The organism is Mesorhizobium sp. B2-6-1 (assembly GCF_006440475.1).
In the GTDB taxonomy this organism is placed as follows: Bacteria; Pseudomonadota; Alphaproteobacteria; order Rhizobiales; family Rhizobiaceae; genus Mesorhizobium.
Window position 1 is genome coordinate 886,296 of the sequence record NZ_VFUH01000001.1, and the last position, 22,572, is coordinate 908,867.

27 protein-coding genes are annotated in these 22,572 nt (G+C 63.6%); 13 read left to right on the forward strand and 14 right to left on the reverse strand.

Annotated features, from left to right (window positions below):
* Positions 1-15: 15 nt before the first annotated feature.
* The 8 genes from FJ443_RS04570 to FJ443_RS04605 form a co-directional block, all read right to left on the reverse strand.
* Complete coding sequence (locus tag FJ443_RS04570) at positions 16-912, reverse strand: anti-sigma factor (RefSeq protein ID WP_140625004.1); 897 nt, start codon at positions 910-912, stop codon at positions 16-18.
* On the reverse strand, positions 909-1,448 hold the full coding sequence (locus tag FJ443_RS04575; RefSeq protein ID WP_140500476.1) for a sigma-70 family RNA polymerase sigma factor: 540 nt from the start codon (positions 1,446-1,448) through the stop codon (positions 909-911). The genes FJ443_RS04570 and FJ443_RS04575 overlap by 4 nt, the downstream gene beginning before the upstream one ends.
* Before the next feature lie 405 nt (positions 1,449-1,853).
* On the reverse strand, positions 1,854-3,059 hold the full coding sequence (locus FJ443_RS04580) for an aminotransferase class V-fold PLP-dependent enzyme (RefSeq protein WP_140662916.1): 1,206 nt from the start codon (positions 3,057-3,059) through the stop codon (positions 1,854-1,856).
* Between the two features lie 24 nt (positions 3,060-3,083).
* Positions 3,084-3,545, reverse strand: a complete 462-nt coding sequence (locus tag FJ443_RS04585; protein ID WP_140649989.1) for a RidA family protein — start codon at positions 3,543-3,545, stop codon at positions 3,084-3,086.
* 38 nt (positions 3,546-3,583) lie between these two features.
* On the reverse strand, positions 3,584-4,378 hold the full coding sequence (locus FJ443_RS04590) for an amino acid ABC transporter ATP-binding protein (RefSeq protein ID WP_140525750.1): 795 nt from the start codon (positions 4,376-4,378) through the stop codon (positions 3,584-3,586).
* A gap of 2 nt (positions 4,379-4,380) precedes the next feature.
* Positions 4,381-5,031, reverse strand: coding sequence for an amino acid ABC transporter permease (locus FJ443_RS04595; protein WP_140500483.1), 651 nt, complete (start codon positions 5,029-5,031; stop codon positions 4,381-4,383).
* Position 5,032: 1 nt separating this feature from the next.
* Entirely contained in the window at positions 5,033-5,698 is a 666-nt protein-coding gene (locus FJ443_RS04600) for an amino acid ABC transporter permease (RefSeq protein ID WP_140500485.1), read from the reverse strand.
* 95 nt (positions 5,699-5,793) lie between these two features.
* On the reverse strand, positions 5,794-6,675 hold the full coding sequence (locus tag FJ443_RS04605) for a transporter substrate-binding domain-containing protein (RefSeq protein WP_140662918.1): 882 nt from the start codon (positions 6,673-6,675) through the stop codon (positions 5,794-5,796).
* Between the two features lie 129 nt (positions 6,676-6,804).
* Between FJ443_RS04605 and FJ443_RS04610 the strand changes: the two genes are divergently transcribed.
* Positions 6,805-7,599 (forward strand): IclR family transcriptional regulator, encoded by a 795-nt coding sequence (locus tag FJ443_RS04610; protein WP_140500488.1) that lies wholly within the window; start codon positions 6,805-6,807, stop codon positions 7,597-7,599.
* Between the two features lie 2 nt (positions 7,600-7,601).
* Here FJ443_RS04610 and FJ443_RS04615 read toward each other — a convergent pair whose 3' ends face one another.
* Positions 7,602-7,805 (reverse strand): YdcH family protein, encoded by a 204-nt coding sequence (locus FJ443_RS04615; protein WP_140550905.1) that lies wholly within the window; start codon positions 7,803-7,805, stop codon positions 7,602-7,604.
* Between the two features lie 240 nt (positions 7,806-8,045).
* Between FJ443_RS04615 and FJ443_RS04620 the strand changes: the two genes are divergently transcribed.
* From FJ443_RS04620 to FJ443_RS04635, 4 genes are all read left to right on the forward strand, one after another.
* Positions 8,046-8,225 (forward strand): YdcH family protein, encoded by a 180-nt coding sequence (locus FJ443_RS04620; RefSeq protein ID WP_097571999.1) that lies wholly within the window; start codon positions 8,046-8,048, stop codon positions 8,223-8,225.
* Positions 8,226-8,782: 557 nt separating this feature from the next.
* The gene (gene ispG / locus FJ443_RS04625) at positions 8,783-10,033 is read left to right on the forward strand and encodes a flavodoxin-dependent (E)-4-hydroxy-3-methylbut-2-enyl-diphosphate synthase (RefSeq protein WP_140517596.1); all 1,251 of its coding nucleotides are present in this window, start codon (positions 8,783-8,785) and stop codon (positions 10,031-10,033) included.
* Positions 10,034-10,038: 5 nt separating this feature from the next.
* Entirely contained in the window at positions 10,039-10,887 is an 849-nt protein-coding gene (locus tag FJ443_RS04630) for a lytic transglycosylase domain-containing protein (protein WP_140525751.1), read from the forward strand.
* Between the two features lie 64 nt (positions 10,888-10,951).
* Positions 10,952-11,764: a Stf0 family sulfotransferase gene (locus tag FJ443_RS04635; RefSeq protein WP_224619784.1), complete on the forward strand. Its 813-nt coding sequence runs from the start codon at positions 10,952-10,954 to the stop codon at positions 11,762-11,764.
* Here FJ443_RS04635 and FJ443_RS04640 read toward each other — a convergent pair whose 3' ends face one another.
* The 5 genes from FJ443_RS04640 to FJ443_RS04660 form a co-directional block, all read right to left on the reverse strand.
* Positions 11,765-14,104 (reverse strand): response regulator, encoded by a 2,340-nt coding sequence (locus FJ443_RS04640; protein WP_140500494.1) that lies wholly within the window; start codon positions 14,102-14,104, stop codon positions 11,765-11,767. It abuts the gene before it with no gap.
* 177 nt (positions 14,105-14,281) lie between these two features.
* Positions 14,282-14,524, reverse strand: coding sequence for a hypothetical protein (locus tag FJ443_RS04645; RefSeq protein WP_140662920.1), 243 nt, complete (start codon positions 14,522-14,524; stop codon positions 14,282-14,284).
* A 13-nt stretch (positions 14,525-14,537) separates the two neighbouring features.
* Positions 14,538-14,756 (reverse strand): hypothetical protein, encoded by a 219-nt coding sequence (locus FJ443_RS04650; RefSeq protein ID WP_140517598.1) that lies wholly within the window; start codon positions 14,754-14,756, stop codon positions 14,538-14,540.
* Positions 14,757-14,963: 207 nt separating this feature from the next.
* Positions 14,964-15,719, reverse strand: a complete 756-nt coding sequence (locus tag FJ443_RS04655; RefSeq protein WP_140500499.1) for an SDR family oxidoreductase — start codon at positions 15,717-15,719, stop codon at positions 14,964-14,966.
* A 70-nt stretch (positions 15,720-15,789) separates the two neighbouring features.
* Positions 15,790-16,707: a polyprenyl synthetase family protein gene (locus FJ443_RS04660; protein WP_140517599.1), complete on the reverse strand. Its 918-nt coding sequence runs from the start codon at positions 16,705-16,707 to the stop codon at positions 15,790-15,792.
* 78 nt (positions 16,708-16,785) lie between these two features.
* Between FJ443_RS04660 and FJ443_RS04665 the strand changes: the two genes are divergently transcribed.
* From FJ443_RS04665 to FJ443_RS04700, 8 genes are all read left to right on the forward strand, one after another.
* On the forward strand, positions 16,786-17,547 hold the full coding sequence (locus tag FJ443_RS04665) for a transglycosylase domain-containing protein (RefSeq protein ID WP_140500502.1): 762 nt from the start codon (positions 16,786-16,788) through the stop codon (positions 17,545-17,547).
* Positions 17,548-17,689: 142 nt separating this feature from the next.
* Entirely contained in the window at positions 17,690-17,872 is a 183-nt protein-coding gene (rpmF, locus tag FJ443_RS04670; protein ID WP_008834724.1) for a 50S ribosomal protein L32, read from the forward strand.
* Between the two features lie 346 nt (positions 17,873-18,218).
* Positions 18,219-18,713, forward strand: coding sequence for an Lrp/AsnC family transcriptional regulator (locus FJ443_RS04675; protein WP_140500504.1), 495 nt, complete (start codon positions 18,219-18,221; stop codon positions 18,711-18,713).
* Between the two features lie 2 nt (positions 18,714-18,715).
* Positions 18,716-19,573 carry a transporter substrate-binding domain-containing protein gene (locus FJ443_RS04680; protein WP_140517600.1) on the forward strand — a complete coding sequence of 286 codons (858 nt, stop codon included), beginning with the start codon at positions 18,716-18,718 and terminating at the stop codon, positions 19,571-19,573.
* 101 nt (positions 19,574-19,674) lie between these two features.
* Positions 19,675-20,334, forward strand: coding sequence for an amino acid ABC transporter permease (locus tag FJ443_RS04685; RefSeq protein WP_140500507.1), 660 nt, complete (start codon positions 19,675-19,677; stop codon positions 20,332-20,334).
* Positions 20,331-21,005 carry an amino acid ABC transporter permease gene (locus tag FJ443_RS04690; protein ID WP_140500508.1) on the forward strand — a complete coding sequence of 225 codons (675 nt, stop codon included), beginning with the start codon at positions 20,331-20,333 and terminating at the stop codon, positions 21,003-21,005. The genes FJ443_RS04685 and FJ443_RS04690 overlap by 4 nt, the downstream gene beginning before the upstream one ends.
* A gap of 31 nt (positions 21,006-21,036) precedes the next feature.
* Entirely contained in the window at positions 21,037-21,990 is a 954-nt protein-coding gene (locus tag FJ443_RS04695) for an agmatinase (protein WP_140517601.1), read from the forward strand.
* Positions 21,991-22,170: 180 nt separating this feature from the next.
* Positions 22,171-22,572: a hypothetical protein gene (locus tag FJ443_RS04700; RefSeq protein ID WP_140500511.1), complete on the forward strand. Its 402-nt coding sequence runs from the start codon at positions 22,171-22,173 to the stop codon at positions 22,570-22,572.

A 22,572-nucleotide genomic window follows, 5' to 3' on the forward strand; every position in this document is an offset into this window, starting at 1 on the left:
GGCCGGGAAATCAGCCTATGCCGCAGCCTTGCGGAAGCGGGCAACGAAATCGTCGAGTTCGGGCCGCTCCATGTCGGAGATCGCCCAGTAGGAGAAGGCGCCGTCGCTCCACTGCACCAGCGAAAAGCCGCCCGAGGAAAGATCGTCAGGCTCGCTGGCCTTGCCGCCCTGCTGCGGTTCGGCGACCAGCGTGATCAGATGCTCGCGGTGGCGGTAGACAAGTGCCGGCACCGGTCGGCCGGAAATCACCTCGACCCGGCCGCCGATCAGCGCAAAACCGTCCTTGGCAAGATCCGGTGCCGGCGGCGACACGCCGATCCGGGCGTCGAGCCAGGGCTTTACCGTGTGGCGGTCCGACGAGACGATATCGATCGGGCTGGCGGCAAGCAGGCTGCGGCGATGGCCGCTGGCGACCGCCGCGGCGAAGCTGTCGGACGCGCCGTTGACCATCACCCATTGCGTTGCCCCGCTGGCCAGCACCGCGCTGATCATGATCGAGGCGGCAAGAGCGCGCCAGTCGAACGAACCGAAGCGGCGCGCTCGACTTGGCGACAGCCGCGTATCGGCGTTTCGCCTCTGGCCTCTCCCGCCCGGGGCAAGCACCCCCGGGAGCGCCGGCCGGCCCTGCTGCGGCTTGGCCGTTTCGCCTGACTCCGGCTGCGCGGTGGCCGCAGTGCCAATGGCCGCGATGCGCGCGCGAAAGGCGTCGCCGACATCTGGGCGCGGCAGGCGGCTGACCGCGCCCCGCAAGGCCACGATGCGGGCATGCTCTGAGGCAAGCCGCGGATCGGCCGCAATGCGCCGCTCCACCGCAAGCGCGGCCGCTGCATCAAGTTCGCCATCGACTAGGGCGTGGATCATCAGCCTGATGCCTTCCGGATCATTGGGCAGTCCATCGTCATGCATGGTCATGGCGCTCTCCCCAGGTCAGACATAAGCAGGCTCCGCGCGCGGGCCAGCCTGGACATCACCGTGCCCATCGGCACGCCGAGCATGGCCGCTATCTCGCGATAGCTGAGGCCGCTGATGTCGCGCAGCACAAGCGTCTCGCGAAACGGCTGCGGCAGGGCTGCTATCGCCGTTTCAAGCGCCACCGTGTCGGCCTTGGCGATCAGGCTTGCCTCCGGACCATATTCGTCCGGCACGCTGATGCCGTGTGCCGCCGCCATCTCGTCGAGATCGCCGAGATCACCGACGGCCAACATGCCGCGCGGCCGGTTGCGCGACATCCAGGTATAGGCGGTGTTGCGCACGATGGTCAGCAGCCAGGCGCGGGCATTGCCGCCGGCATAGCCTGATATGCCCGCATGCGCCTTTATGCAGGCGTCCTGCACGACGTCCTCGGCATCGGCGCCATTGCCGGTCAACCAGCGGGCAAGCGCCAGCGCGTCACCGAGATGAGGCAGCACCACCTCGCTGAAGCGCTCGGCTCCGGCCTTCTCGCTCAAAGCAGCACCATCCGATACTCCACGAGGAACAGGCCGTGCGCTTTCAAGCAATACCGGCGGTCTCGCCCCGCCCGTGCGGGCGAAACCCTCGGCAACAGGCAAAGCCGCCTGCCGTGGCGAAAGTGAATTCATCTGCGTCACCAGTGTCAAGCGCAATGGGAAAGCCGTGCATCATGGGAGAGAGGCCGGTTGAGGTCATGCGCTCCAGCACATGGCGGCCGCCGACGCCGCGGCCATGTTCGCTGTCGTGTTCATGATGACGGACATGCGGATCTCCTCAACGCCTGTGGCGGCCTATGTCGAGGAGACCCGTTGCGGCCGAGATTTATTCCCGCCGCGTACGCATCCGGCTGTTCACAGTCACGTGATCAGCCGGTGCTTTGGGTTCGTTGGTCCGCTTGGCGCTCAATCCGGCCAGCGCAAGGCGCCGGAAGAGACCTTGCGAGCAATCTTCATGGCGTCGGCGGGCCGGTCCTTCGCGGTCAACAGGGCGCGCAGCCGTTCGGCGACGATTTCCGCCTCTCCGGGATGAAGATTGCAGGGGTCGAGGAAGAAATGGCCGCGTTCGACCTCGTGATTGCGCACGATGATGGGCGGCGATCCACCGGCAAGCGCCGAGGCAAGGCCGGCGGCGGTGAAGCGGCTTTCCGGCAGCACGAAGACCTGCAGGCGGTCGAGCGGGTTGGAGGTCGGGTCGGGAATGATCTCCGCGCCAATGCCCGGGATACCCTGCAGAGCATCCTTCCAAAGGATGAGGGCGGCCTCTTCGCGCCGGCGGATGCCGGCGTGGTCGCGCTTCTCCCATGCCTCGAGCGCGGCCATGGTGCCGGCGATGCTTTCCTTGCCGACCTTCATGGCGCGGGCGACGCCGCGGTTCTGCAGATAGGCGGCGCGCACCAGATCCTTGCGTCCGGTGACGATGCCGCTGGTCGGGCCGCTCAGGAATTTGTGGCCGCTGTATATGACGATGTCGGCGCCACGCGCCAGGAAGCCGCGCAGGTCATATTCGGAAGCCGCGTCGACGATCACCGGCACGCCCCTGGCGTGGCAGATTTCGCAGAACTCCTCCAGCGACAGCATGCCGTATTGAACCGTGTGATGCGCGACGACATAGAGCCCTGCCGCCGTTCGCTCGTTGATCGCGTCGCGCACATGATAGTCCTGCGTGACGCTGACCGTGCCGGCGGGCACCACCTTGGCGCCGGCGACGCGGACCGACTGGTCGATCGGGGCGCCGTAGTTGACGATGTGGCCAAGCTGGATGATCACCTCCGACTTGAGGTCGCCGGTGTCGTCCGGCAGGCGTTCGATGGCGAGCAGGTTGGTTTCCGTCATCGCGCCGGCGATCGCCATGGTGATGCCGCTGGCACAGCAGGCGGTGATGAAGCCGGCCTCGCCACCGGTGAGGCGCGCGACGACGGCGCTTGCGGCGCGCTGCAGATCGTCCATTTCCACCCATTGCGATGCCATTTCCGACATGGCGCTGATCGCTTCAGGCACGATGATCGACGCGCCGAGCGCCGTCATCGTGCCGGAGACGTTGATGATCGGGCGAAGGCCGAGCCGTTCGCGGATCGTGGTGTTGGAGCCGGTGTCTGAATATGTTTTCATGTGAGCAATCCCGTGGATGACAGATCAGGCAGCGATCTCGACGACCGCTTCGATTTCGACGGTGATGTTTCCGGGTAAGGAGCCGACGCCGATCGCCGAGCGGGCATGCCCGCCGATCGTGGTGAAAACGTCGGCGAAAAGATCGGAGCAGCCATTCACCACTTTGGGGTGGTCGCTGAAAGTCGGCGTGGCATTGACGAAGCCGAGCAGCTTGACGACACGCACGACGCGGCCGAGATCGCCGGCGGCAGCATGCATGACGGCAAGCAGGTTGAGGCCGGTAAGGCGGGCATGCTGATAAGCCTGCTCCACCGTTACATCCTCGCCCACCTTCCCGGTGCAGAGCGTGCCGTCGGCCCGCAGCGGTCCCTGGCCGGACAGGAAGATCAGCCGGCCGCTCTCGGCATGGGTGACGAAGTTGGCGATGGGCGTCGGCGGCTCGGGCAATGTGAGGCCGAGTTCGGCGAGCCTGGTGTAAGGCGTCATGGAAGAAGGCTCCTTGGGATGGCGTCGACCATCCGATGTCAGAAGTGCGAGGCGCGGAAGCGCGCCAGGAAATTGCGCAGACGCTCATTGTCGGCGTCCGCAGCAAGGATCTCCTTCGGCGGGCCGACGGCGCCGACGCCGCCATCGGCCATGAAGACGATGCGGCTCGAGGCGTCGCGGGCAAAGGCCATCTCATGCGTGACCATCACCATCGTCATGCCGTCCTCGGCGAGGCTGCGCACCACTTCAAGCACCTCGCCGACGAGTTCCGGATCGAGGGCGGAGGTTATCTCGTCGAGCAGCAGGATTTTCGGCCCCATGGCCACGGCGCGCGCAATTCCGACGCGCTGCTGCTGGCCGCCGGAGAGCTCCGCCGGCAGGCTGTCGGCCTTATGGGCAAGACCGACGCGGCCGAGCCAGTGTTCGGCAATCGTGCGCGCCTCCACGGTGCTTTTGCCGCGCACCTTGGTGAGGCCGAGCATGATGTTGCCGGCGGCGGTGAGATGCGGAAACAGGTTGAAGCTCTGGAACACCATGCCGGTCTCGGCGCGCATCGCGGCAAGGTCGCGTTCGCTGCGGCGCTGGCGGGCTCCGGTTTCTCGGAAGCCGACCTCCTTGCCGTCGATGCGGATGGACCCGCTGTCATAGCTCTCCAGGAAGTTGACGCAGCGCAGCAGCGTGGTCTTGCCGCTGCCCGAGGGCCCGATGACCGTCACCACCTCGCCGCGCGCCACGCGCAGGCTGACCGAGCGCAGGACCTGGACGGCGCCAAAGGATTTGGACACATCGCGGATGTCGAGAAGGGCCGGGGCATCGTTCGAGCTTGTGGACATTGCTATTCCCGGATGAAGGAGAAACGCCGCTCCAGCCGCCTGCTGGCAAGCGAAAGCGCATAGTTGACGGCGAAGTAGATGAGGGCGCCAAGGATGTAGAGCGGCATGGCCTCATAGGTGCGGCCGATGACCTGGTTGATGGCCTGCATGAGATCGGTGATGCCGAGCAGCGAGACCAGCGCGCTGCCCTTGACCGCGTCGGTGACGCCATTGATCCAGGGCGGCAGGAAACGCCTGAACGCTTGCGGAAAGATGACATGGGCCAGCCGCTGGCGGAAGGTCAGGCCGATCGCCATTGCCGCCTCCGATTGTCCCTTCGGGATGGAGCCGACGGCGCCCCGGAGATATTCGACGACCTGGGCTGTCTTGAACAAGGTCAGCGCCAGCACGGCAGCCCAGAAGGACGGCAGGTGAAGCCCGACGGCCGGCATCCCGTAGTAGACGAAGAAGATGAGCACCAGGATCGGTATGCCGCGAATAGTGTCGCTGAAGATGCGCACCGCCCAGCGCGCCGGCGCCGGGCCATAGACCAGGCCGACGCCAAGGACGACACCGGCGACGAGCGAGAACGTCACGACCAGCAGCGACACCCAAAGCGTCAGCGCAAAACCCTGAGCCAGGAAAGGCAAGGCGTAGGCGATCTGGCCAAGCATGCTAGTGCACCACCTTGAACCAGCGTTCGACGAGCCGGAGCGCGTAAAGCAGGGCGTAGCCGGTCAGCAGATACATCGCCGTCACGACGAGATAGACCTCGACGATGCGGAAGGTGTTGAAGTTGATCCATTGCGCGCCGAAGGTCAGTTCGGGCACCGAGATGACCGAAGCGACGGAGGTGTCCTTGAACAGCGATATGAAAGTGTTGGAAAGCGCCGGCAGCGTGATGCGCAGCATGGTCGGCAGGCGCACATGGAGCAGCCTTTGCCAGGGCGTCAGGCCGATCGCCTTGCCGGCGTCTAGCTGGCCGCGCGGCACCGCTTCGAGACCGGAGCGGAACACCTCGACCAGATAGGCGCCGCTGTAGAGCGCCAGCGTGGCGACGAACGAGGTTTGCGCGCTGTAGGCGATGTCGACCACGGTCGGCAGACCGTAGAAGACGAGATAGACGAGCAGGATCAGCGGCACGTTTCGGATGAATTCGACATAGGCGGCAATGATGCCGCGCACCATGCGTCCGGCCGACACGTACCAGACCGCCAGGACCAGGCCGATGACGATGCCGATGGCGATCGAGATGACGGCGAGCTCCAGGCTGAGCAGCAGGCCACCCCACAGCTTGTCGAAATGCCGCCAGATCAGGTTGAAATTGAGCGCATAACCCATGCGTCGGCCTCAGTGCTCCCGATGTGACGCAAAGCTGGCCGCGTCGCCAGGAAAAAGGGCGGAAGGGCGCCGGCGGCGCCTTTCCGCCGATGACGTCAGATAACCGGGAAGCCGGGATGGCGCGCCGGCGGCTCCTGCCCGAAATAGTCCTTGAACGCGGCGTCATAGAGCGCCGTTTCATGGCCGAACATGGCGATGGTGAAGGTCTGGTTGACGAAGGTCAGCCAGTCGAGATCGCCTTGCCGGAGCGCTGCGCCATAAAGCATCGAGTACCAGCTCTTGCCGGCATCGAAGTATTTGTCAGGATTGCGCGAGGCGAGCCAGCGCACGGTGGAGAGGTCGACGGCAGCGGCATCGGCACGCTTGGATTCCAGTGCCTGCAGCACGTTGGCCTGTGTATCGATCTGCATCACCTGCGCCTCCGGCAAGGCAAAATGCACCGAAGATTCGGCGTCGACATTCTGCAGGATGGAAACGCGCGTCGCCGAGCCCGCGGCAAGCAGCTTGTCGAAGGTCTTGTTCTCGGCGCCGGGCAAAGTCAGCAAGGCGACGCCCTCGACGTAGTAGGGCCTGGAGAAGTTGATCAGCTGCGAGCGCTGCGCGGTCATGGTCATGAACTGGATGGTGATGTCGACCTTGTTGGTCGTCACGTTCGGGATGCGCTGCGCCGGGTCCTGCATGACGAACTCGACCTTGGCCGGGTCATCGAACAAGCCCCTCGCAAGGATGCGCCCCATGGTGATGTCCATGCCGACGAGTTCGCCGGCATCGTTCTCGAAATGCCAGGGCGCATTGGTGCTTCCGGTGCCGACAATCAATTTGCCGCGCTCCAGCACGGTGCGCAGCAGGCTATCGGGCGCAGCCTGCGCCGCCGCCTTCTGGACGTCGACCGTTGCCGCCGCACTCATGACGCCGGCCGTTGCCAGTCCGGCCATGCCCAGTTTCAGAAAATCACGCCTTTTGGATGTGTCGTTCACAGCGACCTCCTTTCGTGTTGTGTTCCCCTACGCACAGGCAATACGCGCACCCGGATCGTTACAGAAATTGTCTCTTACAAGGGACGAGTGTATCCTGTACAAGACAGATACTAACATCAGGAATCGACAATGCAAGATGGCAGCGCCTTGGCGGTCTCAGCGGACGCAAAGATTTCGGTCTCTCGGGAGAAGGGCCTCAACCGGGTGCTCGAGATTCTGGAGTTCCTTCATTCGACGCAGCGCGCCATCGGTATCGGCGACCTCGCCAAGGGGGTCAACGCGCCGCGTTCGACCACCTACACACTGGTGCGATCGCTGGTCGATGCGGGCCTCCTGGAGATGGCCGGCGACGGCAACCGCGTCTATTTCGGTAAGAAGCTCTATCTCTATGGAATGGATTATGTGCGCGGCAACGACCTCTTGAGGCGAGGACGCCAGGAGGTCGACAACCTGTCGCGCGAGACCGGTGAGACCTCCGAACTGTGCATGCTGCAGAGCGGCCGCTACACGATCGTCCACTCGAGCCCGGGCACCCGGCCGTTCCGCATCAGCTCCGCCACCGGATTGCAGATTCCGCTGCCCTGGACCGCGTCAGGCAGGCTGCTGCTCGCCGGCCTCGAACAGGCCCGGATCGAAGCCATGATATCGGAAGACGACCTTATGCTGCCCGATGGCCGCAGATTGCGGCTGGACGATTTCATCGCCGACATAGCGACGGCGCGAGCCACCGGCTATTGCATCACTTCGGGGCTCGTCGACGCCTATACGAAATGCCTCGCCGCGCCGGTGTTTTCAGCACCCGGCACCGTCGAGGCGACGATGTGCCTAGTGGTGCCCATCGACACGTCGCAGGAGAAGACAGGCGAACTCCTGGCCCTGTTGCGCGAACGCGCGGCGCGGCTTTCGATCGCGGCCTGGACCTGAAGTCAGGCGATGATGTCCGGGATGATCTTGTCTTCCAGCTTCATCAGCCGATCCTTCAGCGCAAGCTTCTTCTTCTTCATGCGCTGGATCTGCAGCGGGTCGCAGTTCATGGCGATCATCGCATTGATCGCGGCGTCGAAATCGGCGTGTTCCTGCTTCAGCCGGGAAAATTCGAGGCGAATATCGGCCTGTTCCTGATCGGACATTCTCTACCGTCTGCACGTCTGCGGCGCCCAAAGCTGGGCCTGATTGGGCGGGGGGTGGCACTCTCTGCCACCGGCGCGCAGCCCATATCACATTTCACGTTGTCGTGGAATGCTACCACGGATCATTCGACATCGCTGCGCGAAGGTGGCACACTGTCATTGTGCCGTCACAGAGCGAGCCTGCGGTGGACGCGCCTTTGGCGGCTGCAATCGAGGAAATCATGAAAGGGAGAACCAATCATGTCTCTTGCATCCCATCTTGATGAGTTGCAGCGGAAACACGGCGACATCGAACGCGAGCTCGATGACGCGATGAATCACCCGTCGGTGGACGACCTCGAAATCGTGAATCTCAAGCGACGCAAGCTGGCAATCAAGGACGAGATTGAAAAACTGAGGGCCAAACCCACGACGCATTGATGCCCCACTGACATAACCGCTCACCATTCGGGTCTTTCCTGCCGGCGGCAATTGCCGCCGGACTGGTGGTTTTGATCTTCGATTTCAGGTCGACCATCACAGATATTCGTACCAGGCAGAGGCCCTCCGACTTCCTAGTCCCAGGACGAGTAGGGGCGAAGCTCGTCGCGGCTCCCCTTTACCATAACTGACCGAAGAGTGCAGCGGAGCAGAATTCCGCCTTGCCGCGGCGCTCTGAGGTCAGGGCTTGGATTCTGGGACTGCGCTGCGTCGCTCTTCTCCTTGCTCCTCCCCGAAATGACGGACTCGTTCCGGGAAAGACAAAGCGATGGGGCCTGCCAATCGCCAGGTAGCCGATTGGCCGACGCAAGCGAGCGATAAAAGTCGGGCGCCGAGCAACCGGCGGCGGCATCGATTGCGGCCAGTGGCGACCTGTCGCCATTGACAAGCCATCTTTGCTCCTCCACCTCATGCCCGGACTTCAGCGCATCGGCCCGGAGCGCGCTTTTGTGCGTCCAAGTGGACGCGCGGCGCTCCAGAGATTAAAGGCTGCCGGCATGACCGGATATTATTCCTTTCCCTTCCCGCGCCGCACCTCGGTTGGCGTCGATGTGGGCGGCGTGGTGGTTGGCGGGGGTGCTCCCGTCGTCGTGCAGTCGATGACCAATACGGATACCGCCGATGTCGACCAGACGGTCGCCCAGGTCGCGGCGCTGCATCGCGCCGGCTCCGAGATCGTGCGCATCACCGTAGACCGCGATGAAAGCGCCGCCGCCGTGCCGCGCATCCGGGAGCGGCTGGCGCGGCTCGGTATCAACGTGCCCATCGTCGGCGACTTCCACTATATTGGTCACAAGCTCCTGGCCGATCATCCGGCCTGCGCCGAGGCGCTGGCCAAATACCGCATCAATCCCGGCAATGTCGGCTTCAAGGACAAGAAGGACCGGCAGTTCGCGGCAATCGTCGAGATGGCGATCAAACATGACAAGCCGGTGCGCATCGGCGTCAACTGGGGCTCGCTCGACCAGGAACTCCTGACCCGGCTGATGGACGACAACCAGGCCCGCGGCTTTCCGTTGACCGCACAGCAAGTGACGCGCGAGGCGATCGTGCAGTCGGCGATCCTCTCGGCCGAGATGGCCGAGGAGATCGGCCTTGGCCGCGACAAGATCATCCTCTCGGCCAAGGTCAGCGGCGTGCAGGACCTGATAGCCGTTTACACCGAGCTCGCCAGCCGTTCCGACCATGCGCTGCATCTCGGCCTCACCGAAGCCGGCATGGGCTCGAAAGGCATCGTCGCCTCATCCGCCGCCATGGGCATCCTGTTGCAGCAAGGCATCGGCGACACCATCCGCATATCGCTGACGCCGGAGCCGAACGGCGATCGCACGCGCGAGGTGCAGGTGTCGCAGGAATTGCTGCAGACCATGGGCTTCAGGCAATTCGTGCCGATCGTCGCCGCTTGCCCCGGCTGCGGCCGCACAACCTCGACCGTGTTCCAGGAACTGGCCCAGAACATCCAGGCCGATCTCAGGAAGAACATGCCGGCGTGGCGTGAGAAATACCCAGGGGTCGAGAACCTCAAGGTCGCCGTGATGGGCTGCATCGTCAACGGCCCGGGCGAGTCCAAACATGCCGATATCGGCATTTCGCTGCCAGGCACCGGCGAGACGCCGACGGCGCCCGTTTTCGTCGACGGCAAGAAGGCGGCGACGCTGCGCGGACCGTCGATCGCGCAGGATTTCGAAAAGATGGTCGCCGACTATATCGAACAACGATTTGGTCGCGGCAAGGCCGCGGCAGAGTAGGTCGAATGCTGCGCTTCCTCCCGGTGGCGCTGATCCTGCTGTGCGGGTGGCCCACCTTGGCCCAGGCCGATCCGCCGCAATCGGCCAAGCAGCGGCTGATCGACAAGGTCTGCAACCTGATCCAGGCCCATGCCGACCAGAACGGTCTGCCCAGGGATTTCTTCGCCCGGCTGATCTGGAAGGAAAGTCGGTTCGATCCCAACGCCGTCAGTCCGGTCGGCGCCGAAGGAATCGCCCAGTTCATGCCGGGGACCGCCAAGATGCGCGGGCTCGCCAATTCCTTCGACATCAACCAGGCGATCCCGGCCTCGGCGAAATACCTCGCCGAGATGAAGACCAGCTATGGCAATCTCGGCCTGGCGGCCGCCGCCTACAATGCCGGCGAAAACCGGGTCTCGCGCTGGCTGGGCTCGGGCGGCTTCCTGCCGATGGAAACCGAAAGCTATGTCTTCGACATTATGGGCGAGCCGGTCGATAAGTTCGCCGACCGCGCCTATGCCGGAAGCGTGCGACCGCTCGACGCGAAATCCGATTTCGTCGCGGCCTGCCGTAAGCTCCCGGTGATCATGTCGCGGACGGTGGCGATGGCTTCCATCAACATAAAGCCCTGGGGAATCCAGGTGGCCGGCAATTTCCGCCGCAGCGCCGCGATCAACCAGTGGCTCAGGGTGAGAGGCCGCTTCCCGGCCCTGCTAGGCGGGCATGATCCGGTGGTCAGCCGGGTGCGCACGCCGATCGGCCGGCGCGGCATCTACGCGGTCAGGATCGGGGTCGACGACCGTGCCGCCGCCGGCGCTATCTGCCAGAAACTGCAAAGTGTCGGCGGGGCATGCGTGGTGGTGCGCAACCGATAGCGGGTGTGTCGTTGCGGGTGAAGGGGCGATAAAAATGACGGCCGCGGCTATAGGCGACCCTGGATTGGCCGGCATTGCCCTGCCTTCAACGAGCAATGAGGGCCGCAGGATGGTCGACGCATATGTTATCTGCGGCACGCCCAGGACCGGAAGCACTTTGCTGTGCAAGCTCCTGGCCTCCACGAAGGCGGCGGGCGATCCTCATTCGTTCTATCGGCGGCAGGACGTGCCCGAATGGGCCGAAGAGTGGGGGCTGCCCGGCCGCGACACGATGGGCGAACTCGAATTCAATGCCGCCTATCTCAATGCGGCCATCGCCGCCGGCAAGGGTGGAACCGGCATTTTCGGCCTGCGCCTGATGCGAGAGAATCTGGATGAGCTTTCAGCGATACTCGACCGGATTTTCCCGGGGCTTGTCTCGGATAAAGCTCGTTTCGAGAGGGCTTTTGGCCGTGTTCTCTACATACATCTGTCACGCGAGGACAAGCTTGCGCAGGCCGTATCGCTGGTCAAGGCGCAGCAAACCGGCCTTTGGCATGTCGCTCCCGATGGCACCGAACTGGAAAGGGTGGGACCTCCCGGAGAACCTCGATATGATTTCGGGCGGATCAAGGATGAGGTTGCCGGGCTCGATGGTTATGACACTGCCTGGAACATGTGGTTCGCGGAGCAAGAGGTAATCCCGCTGCGGATCGGCTATGAGCGCCTGTCGAGCGATCCGGTTGCAACGTTGGCGTCCGTTTGCGACGCCTTGGGGGTTCAGGCACCGGATGCTGGGGATATAAGACCCGGCGTCGCAAGGCTTGCCGACGAGACAAGCCTCGACTGGATGCGCCGTTATCATCTGGATGCGGCGTCCGAGGCGTCGACGGTATAGCTATGCCGTCTTCGCCACCACCGTTTCGCTGAGCCAGGTGCCTATCTTGGCGCCGAGGCGGTCGGGTGAAACCGGCTTCGGCAGATAGTCGTCCATGCCGGCTTCGATGCACTTGTCGCGGTCGCCCTTCAGCGCATGCGCGGTGACGCCGATGATCGGAATGTGGCTGCCATCCGAGGCCTCCGTCGCCCGGATGGCGCGGGTCGCCTCGTAACCGTTCATCTCCGGCATGGAGACGTCCATCAGGATCAGCCTCGGGCGCAACGAGCGGTACATCTCGACCGCCGTGCGGCCGTTGCCGGCTATGCGATAGCTCAAGCCCAACCCGTTGAGAATCTGGCCGAACACCAACTGGTTCACCTCGTTGTCCTCGGCGATGAGGATGTCGATCGGACCGTTCGGCGCGACCGTCGGTTCCGGCACGGGGACGGCCGGCATTGCCGGGCCGCGGATGACGGTAAAGGCGGGCGGCGCCGCCTGCGGCAGCGCCGGTACAGGTTCGCGAACGAACTGCGCCCTGCCGACCTGCGAGCGGGCTTTCTGGACGACCGAGATGACGGTGCCGAGCAGGACCGCGGAGCGCGCCGGCTTGGTCAGGTGCGCGGCAATGCCGAAATCAATGATCATCTTGCCGAAATCGACCTGGTCGACCGAGGTCAGGAGCACGACCGGTATGGCCGACAGCCGGCTGTCGGCGGCGATGGCTTTCGCGACATCGGCGCCGTTCATACCGGGCATCTGGTAATCGAGGATGATGCAATCGACGGCGGCCCCCAGCTGGCAGGCGCGGTCGAGGAAAGCCAAGCCGACCGCACCGCTTTCGGCGGCGGCGCAGTCGAAGCTCCAGCTCCTGAGCTGTTCGAGCAGGATCTCGCGGTTGACCGGATTGTCGTCGATGACCAGAACGCGGGCGCCGGTGACGTCGACCGGCACGATCTCGTCGCGAGCCTCGGCACGATGCACGGGCAGGGGCACCGCGAACCAGAATACGGAGCCGCGGCCGATCTCGCTCTCGACGCCAATCTTGCCGGCCATCAGGTCGACGAGGCGGGCGGCGATGGCGAGACCAAGGCCGGTGCCCTCGTGACGGCGGGTCGAGGAGCCGTCGACCTGGGCGAATTTTTCGAACACGTTCTGCAACTTTTCGGCCGGGATGCCGATGCCGGTGTCCTCGACGCGCAACTTGAGCTGGACGACGTCATTGACGGTTTCGCCGCCGACGTCGATCAGCACATGGCCCTTCTCGGTGAACTTCACCGCGTTGCCGAGCAGGTTGGTGACAATCTGGCGGAACCGCCCGGCGTCGCCGACGACGTAGGCCGGCAGGCGCGGGTCGACGCGCACGATCAGTTCGAGGTTCTTTTCGGCGACATGGGCGGAGACGAGCGTGGCCACATCCTCGACCGCCTCGGCAAGGCGGAACGGCGCCGGGTCGAGCGTGAGCTGGCCGGCATTGATCTTGGAGAAATCGAGGATGTCGTTGATGATGGTGAGCAGCGCATTGCCGGATTTGACGATGACGTCGGTGAAGGTCTTCTGGCGCGCGGTCAGCTCAGTCTTGGCCAGCAGCTCGGCCATGCCGAGCACGCCGTTCATCGGCGTGCGGATTTCGTGGCTCATATTGGCGAGGAATTCCGATTTGGCGCGGTCGGCCGCCTCGGCCTTGAACAGCGACTCGGCGGATTCGGCGAAGGCGCGGCGGATGGCTTGCTCCATCGGCCGGAAGATCCAGAAAGCGGCGATGGAGAGCACCGCGAACAGCAATCCGCTCGCCCACAGCAGCAGCCGGTCACTGGAGGCATCGGCCAAATGGCGCTCGTCGTCCATGGCGGTGCGGACGCGGACCAGCATCGGCTGGGCAAACAGGTCGTTCTGGTTGCGGATTTCGCGATAGCTCCACTCATCGACCTTCTGCGCCACCGACATCAGGTTGAAGTTTCGAATCATGTCGCGCGGAGACCAGAAAAGGTCGCCATTGACCGAAGCGGATTCGAGCTCGTTGATCGTCTTTGTCGACAGGCGTGGACGCAATGCGGCGATCTGGGTCGCAAGCGTCCCAATCTCGCTGGTCAGGCGTTCCGAATGGCCGCGCGCCGACGCGGTCAGCGCATCGCGCGTCTCCGCTCGCCAGGCGGTTCCCGTCGTCTCGGCGAAGCTGGTCGCATTGCGCAGATCGCGGGTAAAGATGACAAGGTTGCTGCTCAGGGCATCGATCTGGTGGCGGAAGGAATTGACGCGATCAAGTGCGAGCATGATCGCCAGCGAAGCCAACGCGAAGATCAGCAATCCTGAGAGATAACGGCTCCGGATGGACCGTATGAAGGAAGAATATTCCGGCATGCGCAACCCCAACACATACGCATTATTTTAACGGTCGGGATTACGCTTGATTTACATTAAGATTTCGTTCTGGCGACCGAGAATTTCGGATTCCCGCAGCCTCCCATGTAGCCTGCCGGCTGCGCCGAGATGAAGGGCCGCGCCACTTCAAGGGACGGTCAAGCTTCGGATATTATTTCAATCCGCGGGCCGTTTGTGATGCCGGGATTCCTGGTTCGAGCCGCGAAGCATTTCACGGTCATCGGCATCGACCAGATCGACGTCGCCGCCCCTGAGCGACTGGCCCTGCTGGCGAGCCGTTCTTTCCTGCTTCGACCGCTTCAGTTCGTCCTCGGCGTTGAAATTCTTGTTCGCATTCTTGGTGTTCACCCGCTCCTCGATGATTTGCACCTGCTGTTCGTGGGTCTTCTTGCCGGTCATGGGATATCTCCCTCTATTTGTTCGTCCGGCCGGTCTGGTCGGGGTTCACACCGCCTTGCGGGGTGGTGTCGTTCTCGACATCGCCCCGAAAAGTATTTTCGCCATCGAGTTCCTCGTCGTCGTCAAGAATGTCGCCACCCTTGATGGTGCCTTTGGATGCGCCGATGCCGGGATCGTTGCGCAAGTCGCGATCGCTTGGCCTCGGCTGTTTGCGATGCTTGTTGTCGTTCATGGGTTGCCTCCTGCTTCTGGTCCCGAACGTCGCGACGGGTGCAATTGTTCCCGAAACGCAAGGTCCCCAAACGCTCTGGCCGGGAGTGAGACCACCGCAGCCGCGTATCTTCGAACAGCGGAATGCTGCCACGAGTGATGTCAGCTCCGCGTCAACCGGTTATCGATCGGGCAGCATTTGGCGCGCCTGCCTGTTCGGCGCGGCGGATCAGATCGACGCTGTGATGCCGCCGTCCACATAGAGAATATGGCCGTTTACGAAAGAGGAGGCCTCGCTGGCCAGGAAGACGCAGGCGCCGACCAGTTCCTCGACCTTTCCCCAGCGGCCGGCTGGCGTGCGCTTTTCCAGCCAGGTGCTGAACGCAGGGTCGGCGACAAGGGCAGCGTTGAGCGGCGTATCGAAATAGCCGGGTGCAACGGCATTGCATTGCAGGCCATGTTTGGCCCAATCCGTAGCCATGCCCTTGGTCAGGTTGCCGACCGCGCCTTTCGTCGCCGTGTAGGGCGCGATGCCCGGACGGGCGAGCGCGGTCTGCACGCTGGCGATGTTGATGATCTTGCCGCGGCCGCGCCTGATCATATGGCGCGCCACGGCCTGGCCGACATGGAAGACGCTGGCGACGTTGGTCTGCAGCAGGCGCTCGAACGCATCGGCGGGAAACTCCTCGAGCGGCGCGCGGAATTGCATGCCGGCATTGTTCACCAAAATGTCGATCGCTCCGCCGTCCAGTTCGAAACCGTCGACCGCCGAGCGAACCGCTTCATGATCGGTAGCATCGAAGGCCAGCTTTTCCGCTCCGGGAATCTGCCTGATCGCGGTGGCGAGCCTTGCCTCGTCACGGCCGTTGAGGATCACCCTGGCGCCGGCTTCGGCCAAACCCTTGGCCAAGGCGAAGCCTATGCCTTGCGAGGAGCCGGTTACGAGGGCGGTGCGCCCGCTGAGATCGAACAATTTGGTCGACATCGAACCTGATCCTCCCGATTGGCCCGTTAAACAGAAACCTTCACGCCAAGCCTCGGGGTCTGCCCCGATCTCAATTGTTGCGCGTCGCCACGAAGGTCGCGGCTGCCTTCAGCAGGCCGGCCTGCTCGCCATAGGGTTCGAGCAGCGCATGCGCCTGATGGACAAGGCCATGCAACTGGGCGCGTGCCCATGCCTCCCCGTGCAGCGCCACCAGCGTTGCCTTGCCAGCGGCGGCGTCCTTGCCCGTCGCCTTGCCCATCTGTGCGGCATCCGCGGTCAAATCGAGAAGATCGTCGGCAAGCTGGAAGGCAAGCCCGATCGCCGAGCCGAACTCGGCCAGTCTTTCGCGATCCCCGGCAGGCACGCCGGCGACGACCGCGCCCGCCTCGCAGGCAAAGCGGATCAGCGCACCGGTCTTCATCGCCTGCAGCCGGATGATCCCGGCCTCGTCCGGGGCGATGCGCTCGGCCTCGAGGTCCAGCGTCTGGCCGCCGACCATGCCGCCGGTCCCGGCGGCGCGGGCGAGCGCCAGCACAAGGGCGGCCCGCCGCTCCGCCGGCAGCGCCGTGGTCTCGTCGGCGAGGATGTCGAAGGCAAGCGTCAGCAGGGCGTCGCCGGCCAGGATGGCGGTCGCCTCGTCGAAGGCCCTGTGCACGGTAGGCTGGCCGCGGCGCAGATCGTCGTCGTCCATCGCCGGCAGGTCGTCATGGATCAGCGAATAGCAGTGCACGCATTCCAGTGCGGCCGCCACGCGCAGTGCCGCTTCGCCGTCGGCGGAAAACAGGGCCGCGCTTTCCATCACCAGAAAGGGGCGCAGGCGCTTACCGCCGTTGAGCACGCCGTGCCGCATCGCCGCCATAAGGCGCTCGGGCCGCGCGATCTCGCCCGTGAGCGCGCGGTCGTCGAGCAATCGCCGCAGCAACGTCTCGACGGCGGCGGCCCGTGCGACGAGCGCCGTTTCGAACGCCATTTCATCGTCATTCGTCATGGCCCGGACCGGTAGCCGACACTCAGACGTTGCGCAAGAAGACAAGCGCCATTATGCCGGGGGAGGGAGAGACACGGGTTGGGCGACTTGGCGGAACCGATCGTCGATCATGAAACCGAAAAGCTGGACATGGCGACGAGATCCCGTGGCGTGAACCGTCGTGCTCTCAAACGCTGGGTCCGGCGCGGTATCGTCGTGGCTGCCGTGCTGGCGCTTATCCCTACGGTGCTGACCTTTCTCTATCTGCCGTCTTTCGTGCATCCGGTGTCGACGCTGATGCTGAAGGATCTTGCCACCTTCTCCGGCTATGACCGCCGCTGGGTGTCGATCGACGACGTGGCACCGGTGCTGGCCAATTCGGTGATCATGTCGGAGGACGGACAGTTCTGTTTCCATCGCGGCGTCGACCTCGGCGAATTGCGGGGTGTCGTCGACGACGCGCTGGCCGGCGAGGGGACGCGCGGCGCCTCGACCATCACCATGCAGACGGTGAAGAACCTGTTTTTGTGGTCTCGTCCGCTGGGCACGGTTCGTAAAGTGGTCGAGTTGCCGCTGGCCGTGTATCTCGACGCGGTGATGTCGAAGCGGCGCATCATGGAAATCTACCTCAACATCGCCGAGTGGGGGCCGGGCATATACGGCATCGAGGCGGCGGCGCGGCACCATTTCGGTATTTCGGCAAAACAGCTGTCGCGCCGTCAGGCCGCGCTGCTTGCCGTCAGCTTGCCAAATCCGATCGCCCGCAACCCGGCCAAGCCCGGGCCGGGGCTGAGGAGGCTGGCCAACCTGATCGAGCGGCGCGCCGGCCGATCCGGCGCTTATGTCGGCTGCCTCCAGTAGCCGACATAAAAAAATTCGCGGGCAGCGCTGGCCAAAACGGCACCGGGCGTGTATAGGCACCCGACTTTCTCAGATTCCGGCCCCTGACACGGCCCTTTCACGAGGGCGGGCGGGGCTTTTGACCATGTAGTGGAGCATATCCATGGCCGTTCCGAAACGAAAAACCTCTCCGTCCAAACGCGGCATGCGCCGCTCGGCAGACGCCCTCAAGGCCCCGACCTATGTCGAGGACAAGAACTCCGGCGAAATGCGCCGCCCGCACCATATCGACCTGAAGACCGGCATGTATCGCGGCCGCCAGGTGCTGACGCCCAAGGAAAGCTGAGACCAGCTTTCCTGATGTTTGAGCTAAAAAGACCGGCCGCTGGCCGGTCTTTTTGCGTCTGGCGGGACCGACGACCGACAGCGTAGCTGCGTCTCCAGGCCTTGATCTCCGATCGGCCCGGACGCCGCCTCATCGCGCATCCTCGAGGCATGGCCGATTGCATACCGCACATCGCCTTCGACTCGGTCGACACGACTTTTCCCAATGATCGAACCGTGAGCCCGATGCGCGGCAATCGCCGGAGGCAGCGTCGCTGGTGTTTTTCGCAATCTGTGGGATTGCCATAGACGGTTTCTTATGCGATTTTTGAATTTATAGTCGGAAATCGACACGGATTGGGAATTCGATGTGGGATTTCGTCAGCACAAGTGATCTCGACGATACCGAGCAGGCCGTCCTTTCCCAACTCAAAGTCGATGGGCGGATGTCGAGTGTGGATATCGCCAAGCGCATCGGCGTCACCGAAGCGACGGTGCGGCGGAAAATGGCCCGTGTGCTCGAGGACCCGGATATCTGCATCCAGGCGGTCGTGCGCCCTTTGCGCAGCGATGTCGGCATTGCGGCCATTGTCGGGCTCGACGTCGACCGCGAGCACATCATCAGCGTTGCTCGAAAACTGTCGGAATACTCGTTCGTCGACAGCGTCTACGCCATGACCGGGCCGTTCGACATCATCATCCAGCTCACTTTGCCATCCACGACCAGCCTGCACGATTTCCTCGTCAGTGAACTGGCCAACGTTCCCGGGATCAAGGATTCCGAGAGCTACATGATCGGTCGCGTCTTCAAGCATAGCGGCCGGGCTTACCAGCACAGCAAAACCGAAGAAAAAAGAGGGTAACAATGGGTGAGTTTCTTTCCGCTTCGCGCCGCCGCGTCCTGACCCTTCTTGCCGCCGCGCCGCTCCTCCTGCCGTTCGCTGCCACCGCCCATGCCGATGGGCTGGTCGACCAAATCAAGCAGCGCGGCACCATCCTCGTCGGAACCGAGGCCGCGTTCGAGCCGTTCGAATTCGTCCGCGACGGCCAGATCGTCGGCTATAACAAGGACATTCTCGACTATGTGGTCAGCCAGCTCGGCGTGAAGCTCGACCAGCTCAACCTGCCTTTCCAAGGCTTGCTGCCAGGGCTGCTGGCCAAGAAGTTCGACCTGATGGCGACCTCGACCGGCATCAACGCCGAGCGGGCGGCGAAATACGCCTATACGCGGCCGACCGGTTCGTTCGAGAACGTCGTCGTCGTGCGCGTCGACGAGGAGCGCATCAAGAAGCCGGAGGACATCAACGGCATGGTGGTGGCCACGCAACTCGCCTCCTCCGTGCAGCCCATCATCGAGGCCTATGACAAGGAGCTCAAGGATAAAGGCGGCAAGGGTGTCGGCGAGATGAAGCTGTTCACCTCCTTCCCCGAGACCCATGTCGCTCTGGCCTCCGGCCAGGTCGACGCCATCGTCATCGCCTCGCCTTCGGCGGCCGTTCTGATGAAGAACGTTCCCGATACCTACAAGGTCGTCGGCTCGATCGGCGAATTCTCCTATCTCTCCTGGGTGGTGCGGCCGGAGGACAAGGATCTGCGCGCCTTCATCAACGCCAAAATCGGCGACTTGAAGGACAGCGGCAAGCTGAAGGAGCTTCAGCTCAAATGGTTCGGGTTCGAGATGAAGACGCCCGACGAGGGTTATCTGCCGCCTGGCGCGCTCTAAGCCCCCAACCAGGCGCCCGGCGCTGCCGGACCGGTGGTTCCAGTCATTGGACGCGCCGGTCTCGGATGGCCCGGACGTCCAGGGATCATTCGAGCTGAAAAATGTTCCATTTTTCAAAGACGCTGACCTTCCTGCCGGAATTCCTGGCCGGCGCCGGCATCACGCTGAGCGTCTCGGCGCTGGGGTTTCTGGTGGGCACATTGATCGGCTTCGGCCTGCTCGCATGTGGCAGGTCGCGCTGGCGCGTGATCCGCTGGATCGGCGCGGTCTACACCAGCTTCATCCGAGGCACGCCGCTGATCGTGCAGATCTTCATGGTCTACTACGTGCTGCCGGGCCTCGTCGGTATCGACCTGCCGCCGCTCCTGGCCGGCGTGCTGGCGCTCAGCTTCAACAGCGCGGCCTTCGTCGCCGAAATCCTGCGCGCCGGGCTGACGCGCATTCCCGCCGGCCAGTACGAGGCGGCCAAGGCGCTCGGGCTGAAGCCTGCCGTGACCTGGTTCAAGGTCATCCTGCCGCAGCTCTTCCGCGCCATTATCCCACCGATGGTCAACGAGTTCACCATGCTGGTGAAGGCATCCTCGATCCTGTCGGTGATCGCGGTGGTGGAACTGACCCGCACCGCGCAGAACATCATGAACGTCACCTACCGGCCGGTCGAGGCCTTCTGCATCGCGGCGGTGCTGTATTTCGTCGTGCTGCTATCATGCAGCCTGCTGACTAGGCATCTGGAACTCAAGGCGCGAGGCGCACGCGCATGAGCTTCGATTTTTCCGTCATAGCGGACAACTGGCAGATCCTCGCCAAGGGCTTCGGCAACACGGCGCTGATGTGCGCTGTCGCACTGCCGTTCGGCTTCGCGCTCGGTACCGTGCTGGCGCTGATCCGGCTGCGCGGCGGACGGGTGCCGACGGCGATCGTCTCGGCCTATGTCGAAATATTCCGCAATATCCCGTTCCTGATCCAGATCTTCCTTTTGTTCTACGCCTTGCCGATGTTCGGTGTCAGGCTCTCGCCCGTGGTCGTGTCGATCGGCGCGCTGTCGGCCTACGCCAGCGCCTATTCGGCCGAGATCATCAGGGGCGCGATCCAGTCGATTTCGTACGGCCAGGTCGAGGCCGGCTACGCGCTGGGACTGCGCTACCTGACCATCTTCCGCAAGATCCTGGTGCCGCAGGTGCTCGGCTACATCCTGCCCGCGGCCACCAATCTCACCATCACGCTGATCAAGGAATCGGCGATCCTGTCGGCGATCACCGTACCGGAACTCACCTACATGGCCCAGAACATCATTGGCCGCACCTTCTCGCCGGTGGAGATCTTCACCGCCATCGCATTGCTGTACTGGGGGCTGACGGCCTTCGTGGCAGCGATCTCGCGCAGCCTGGAGCATAGGCTGCAGCCCCATCTCGCAGCCCGCCGTGGCGCCTGATCCAAAAAAGCTTCAACGCAGAGGAGACCCCATGTCCAAACTCACCACCGCGCCGCGCGACGTCTTCCAGACATTCATGAACTTTCCGCTGGTCGATGACCTCGACACACTGAAGGCCGATGTCGCCATCATCGGCATGCCCTATGGCGATCCCTACACGATCGACGAGCTGATCAACGACCAGACCAATGCGCCGACCGCGGTGCGGCGCGCCTCGCAGCGGATCAGCCAGGCGCTCGACCGCTATGATTTCGACATCGGTGGGCCAGTCTTCGACGGCAAGGACATCAAGGTGGTAGACGTCGGCGACGTTCCCGGCGCGGCGGCCGATCATGTCGGGCACTATGGCAGAGCCGAAGCGGCGATCCGCAAGATCCGCGCCGCGGGCGCACTGCCGATCACAATCGGCGGCGACCACGGCATTCCGATCCCGATCTTCCGGGCGCTCGATGGCGAGGGTCCGATCACGCTGGTTCAGCTCGACGCACATCTCGACTGGCGTGACAACGTCAACGGGGTCAAGGAGGGCTATTCCAGCACCATCCGGCGGGCCTCGGAAATGGCGCATATCAAGGATATTTTTCAGGTCGGCGTTCGCGGCCAAGGCAGCGCGCGCACCGAGGAGGTCGAGGCCGCCCGCGCCTATGGCGCCAACATCATTACCACCAATGAATGGCAGGACATCGGCACCGCCGCGCTCCTGAAGCGAATTCCCGACGGCGGTCGCTACTATCTCACCATCGATGCCGACGGCCTCGATCCGGCGGTGATGCCGGCGGTCGAGGGGCCACAGCCGGGCGGCGTCAGCTACCGGCAGACGATTGAGCTCATCAAGGGGCTGGTCGGCAAAGGAAGGCTGGTCGGCATGGATATCGTCGAGATCGCGCCGGCGCGCGACGTCAACGAGATCACCTCGATGACGGCCGGCCATATCATCCTCAACGTCATCGGCGCGGCCGTGCGCGCCGGCTACTTCAAGCGCTGATCGCGAGCGGCGTGCGCGTTCACGCATCCCGCGGCTCGATTTCAAAGATGTCGGCCGGACAACCGGCTGACATCGTTGTTGCATTCGGTCTTCTAGCGTGTTTGGGGCGTGCTGCGAAAATTCTTGACGGCGTGCCGGTGGCGCACTCTACAAAGGGGTGCCCCCAAATGGAGACGCCAGATGTTCGGTGCCGTCCCGCTGCTGATCGTGCCCTTTGTCCTCTACAATCTCGGGCTGCTCGGAATATTCGGCAGCGGTGACGATCCCTGGGCAAGCGAGGTCTTTTCCGTCGGCATGATGTCCGGCGGGGTGTTCTCGATGACGCTCGGCGACCTTATGGTGCTGATCGGGCTCATCTTCCTCTTCGTCGAGATCGTGAAATCGGCGCGCACTACGAACGCCTCGATCATGGACCATCTGTTGTCGACGCTGGTCTTCGTGGCCTTCCTGGTCGAGTTCCTACTGGTCAAGGGCGCCGCCCATTCGGTCTTCTTCACGCTGATGATCATCGCGCTGTTCGACGTGCTCGCCGGCTTCTCGGTGTCGATGCGGTCGGCGAGCAGGGATATCAACCTGAATTAG

Bases quoted from the DNA above. Each gene is read 5' to 3' on its own strand.
- FJ443_RS04595 (WP_140500483.1), bottom strand. From the start codon at position 5,031: ATGCTTGGCCAGATCGCCTACGCCTTGCCTTTCCTGGCTCAGGGTTTT.
- FJ443_RS04690 (WP_140500508.1), top strand. From the start codon at position 20,331: ATGAGCTTCGATTTTTCCGTCATAGCGGACAACTGGCAGATCCTCGCC.
- FJ443_RS04570 (WP_140625004.1), bottom strand. From the start codon at position 912: ATGACCATGCATGACGATGGACTGCCCAATGATCCGGAAGGCATCAGG.
- ispG (WP_140517596.1), top strand. From the start codon at position 8,783: ATGACCGGATATTATTCCTTTCCCTTCCCGCGCCGCACCTCGGTTGGC.
- FJ443_RS04645 (WP_140662920.1), bottom strand. From the start codon at position 14,524: ATGACCGGCAAGAAGACCCACGAACAGCAGGTGCAAATCATCGAGGAG.
- FJ443_RS04580 (WP_140662916.1), bottom strand. From the start codon at position 3,059: ATGAAAACATATTCAGACACCGGCTCCAACACCACGATCCGCGAACGG.
- FJ443_RS04640 (WP_140500494.1), bottom strand. From the start codon at position 14,104: ATGCCGGAATATTCTTCCTTCATACGGTCCATCCGGAGCCGTTATCTC.
- FJ443_RS04685 (WP_140500507.1), top strand. From the start codon at position 19,675: ATGTTCCATTTTTCAAAGACGCTGACCTTCCTGCCGGAATTCCTGGCC.
- FJ443_RS04615 (WP_140550905.1), bottom strand. From the start codon at position 7,805: ATGTCCGATCAGGAACAGGCCGATATTCGCCTCGAATTTTCCCGGCTG.
- FJ443_RS04585 (WP_140649989.1), bottom strand. From the start codon at position 3,545: ATGACGCCTTACACCAGGCTCGCCGAACTCGGCCTCACATTGCCCGAG.
- FJ443_RS04590 (WP_140525750.1), bottom strand. From the start codon at position 4,378: ATGTCCACAAGCTCGAACGATGCCCCGGCCCTTCTCGACATCCGCGAT.
- FJ443_RS04675 (WP_140500504.1), top strand. From the start codon at position 18,219: ATGTGGGATTTCGTCAGCACAAGTGATCTCGACGATACCGAGCAGGCC.
- FJ443_RS04695 (WP_140517601.1), top strand. From the start codon at position 21,037: ATGTCCAAACTCACCACCGCGCCGCGCGACGTCTTCCAGACATTCATG.
- FJ443_RS04655 (WP_140500499.1), bottom strand. From the start codon at position 15,719: ATGTCGACCAAATTGTTCGATCTCAGCGGGCGCACCGCCCTCGTAACC.
- FJ443_RS04610 (WP_140500488.1), top strand. From the start codon at position 6,805: ATGCAAGATGGCAGCGCCTTGGCGGTCTCAGCGGACGCAAAGATTTCG.
- rpmF (WP_008834724.1), top strand. From the start codon at position 17,690: ATGGCCGTTCCGAAACGAAAAACCTCTCCGTCCAAACGCGGCATGCGC.
- FJ443_RS04660 (WP_140517599.1), bottom strand. From the start codon at position 16,707: ATGACGAATGACGATGAAATGGCGTTCGAAACGGCGCTCGTCGCACGG.
- FJ443_RS04650 (WP_140517598.1), bottom strand. From the start codon at position 14,756: ATGAACGACAACAAGCATCGCAAACAGCCGAGGCCAAGCGATCGCGAC.
- FJ443_RS04620 (WP_097571999.1), top strand. From the start codon at position 8,046: ATGTCTCTTGCATCCCATCTTGATGAGTTGCAGCGGAAACACGGCGAC.
- FJ443_RS04700 (WP_140500511.1), top strand. From the start codon at position 22,171: ATGTTCGGTGCCGTCCCGCTGCTGATCGTGCCCTTTGTCCTCTACAAT.
- FJ443_RS04680 (WP_140517600.1), top strand. From the start codon at position 18,716: ATGGGTGAGTTTCTTTCCGCTTCGCGCCGCCGCGTCCTGACCCTTCTT.
- FJ443_RS04600 (WP_140500485.1), bottom strand. From the start codon at position 5,698: ATGGGTTATGCGCTCAATTTCAACCTGATCTGGCGGCATTTCGACAAG.
- FJ443_RS04630 (WP_140525751.1), top strand. From the start codon at position 10,039: ATGCTGCGCTTCCTCCCGGTGGCGCTGATCCTGCTGTGCGGGTGGCCC.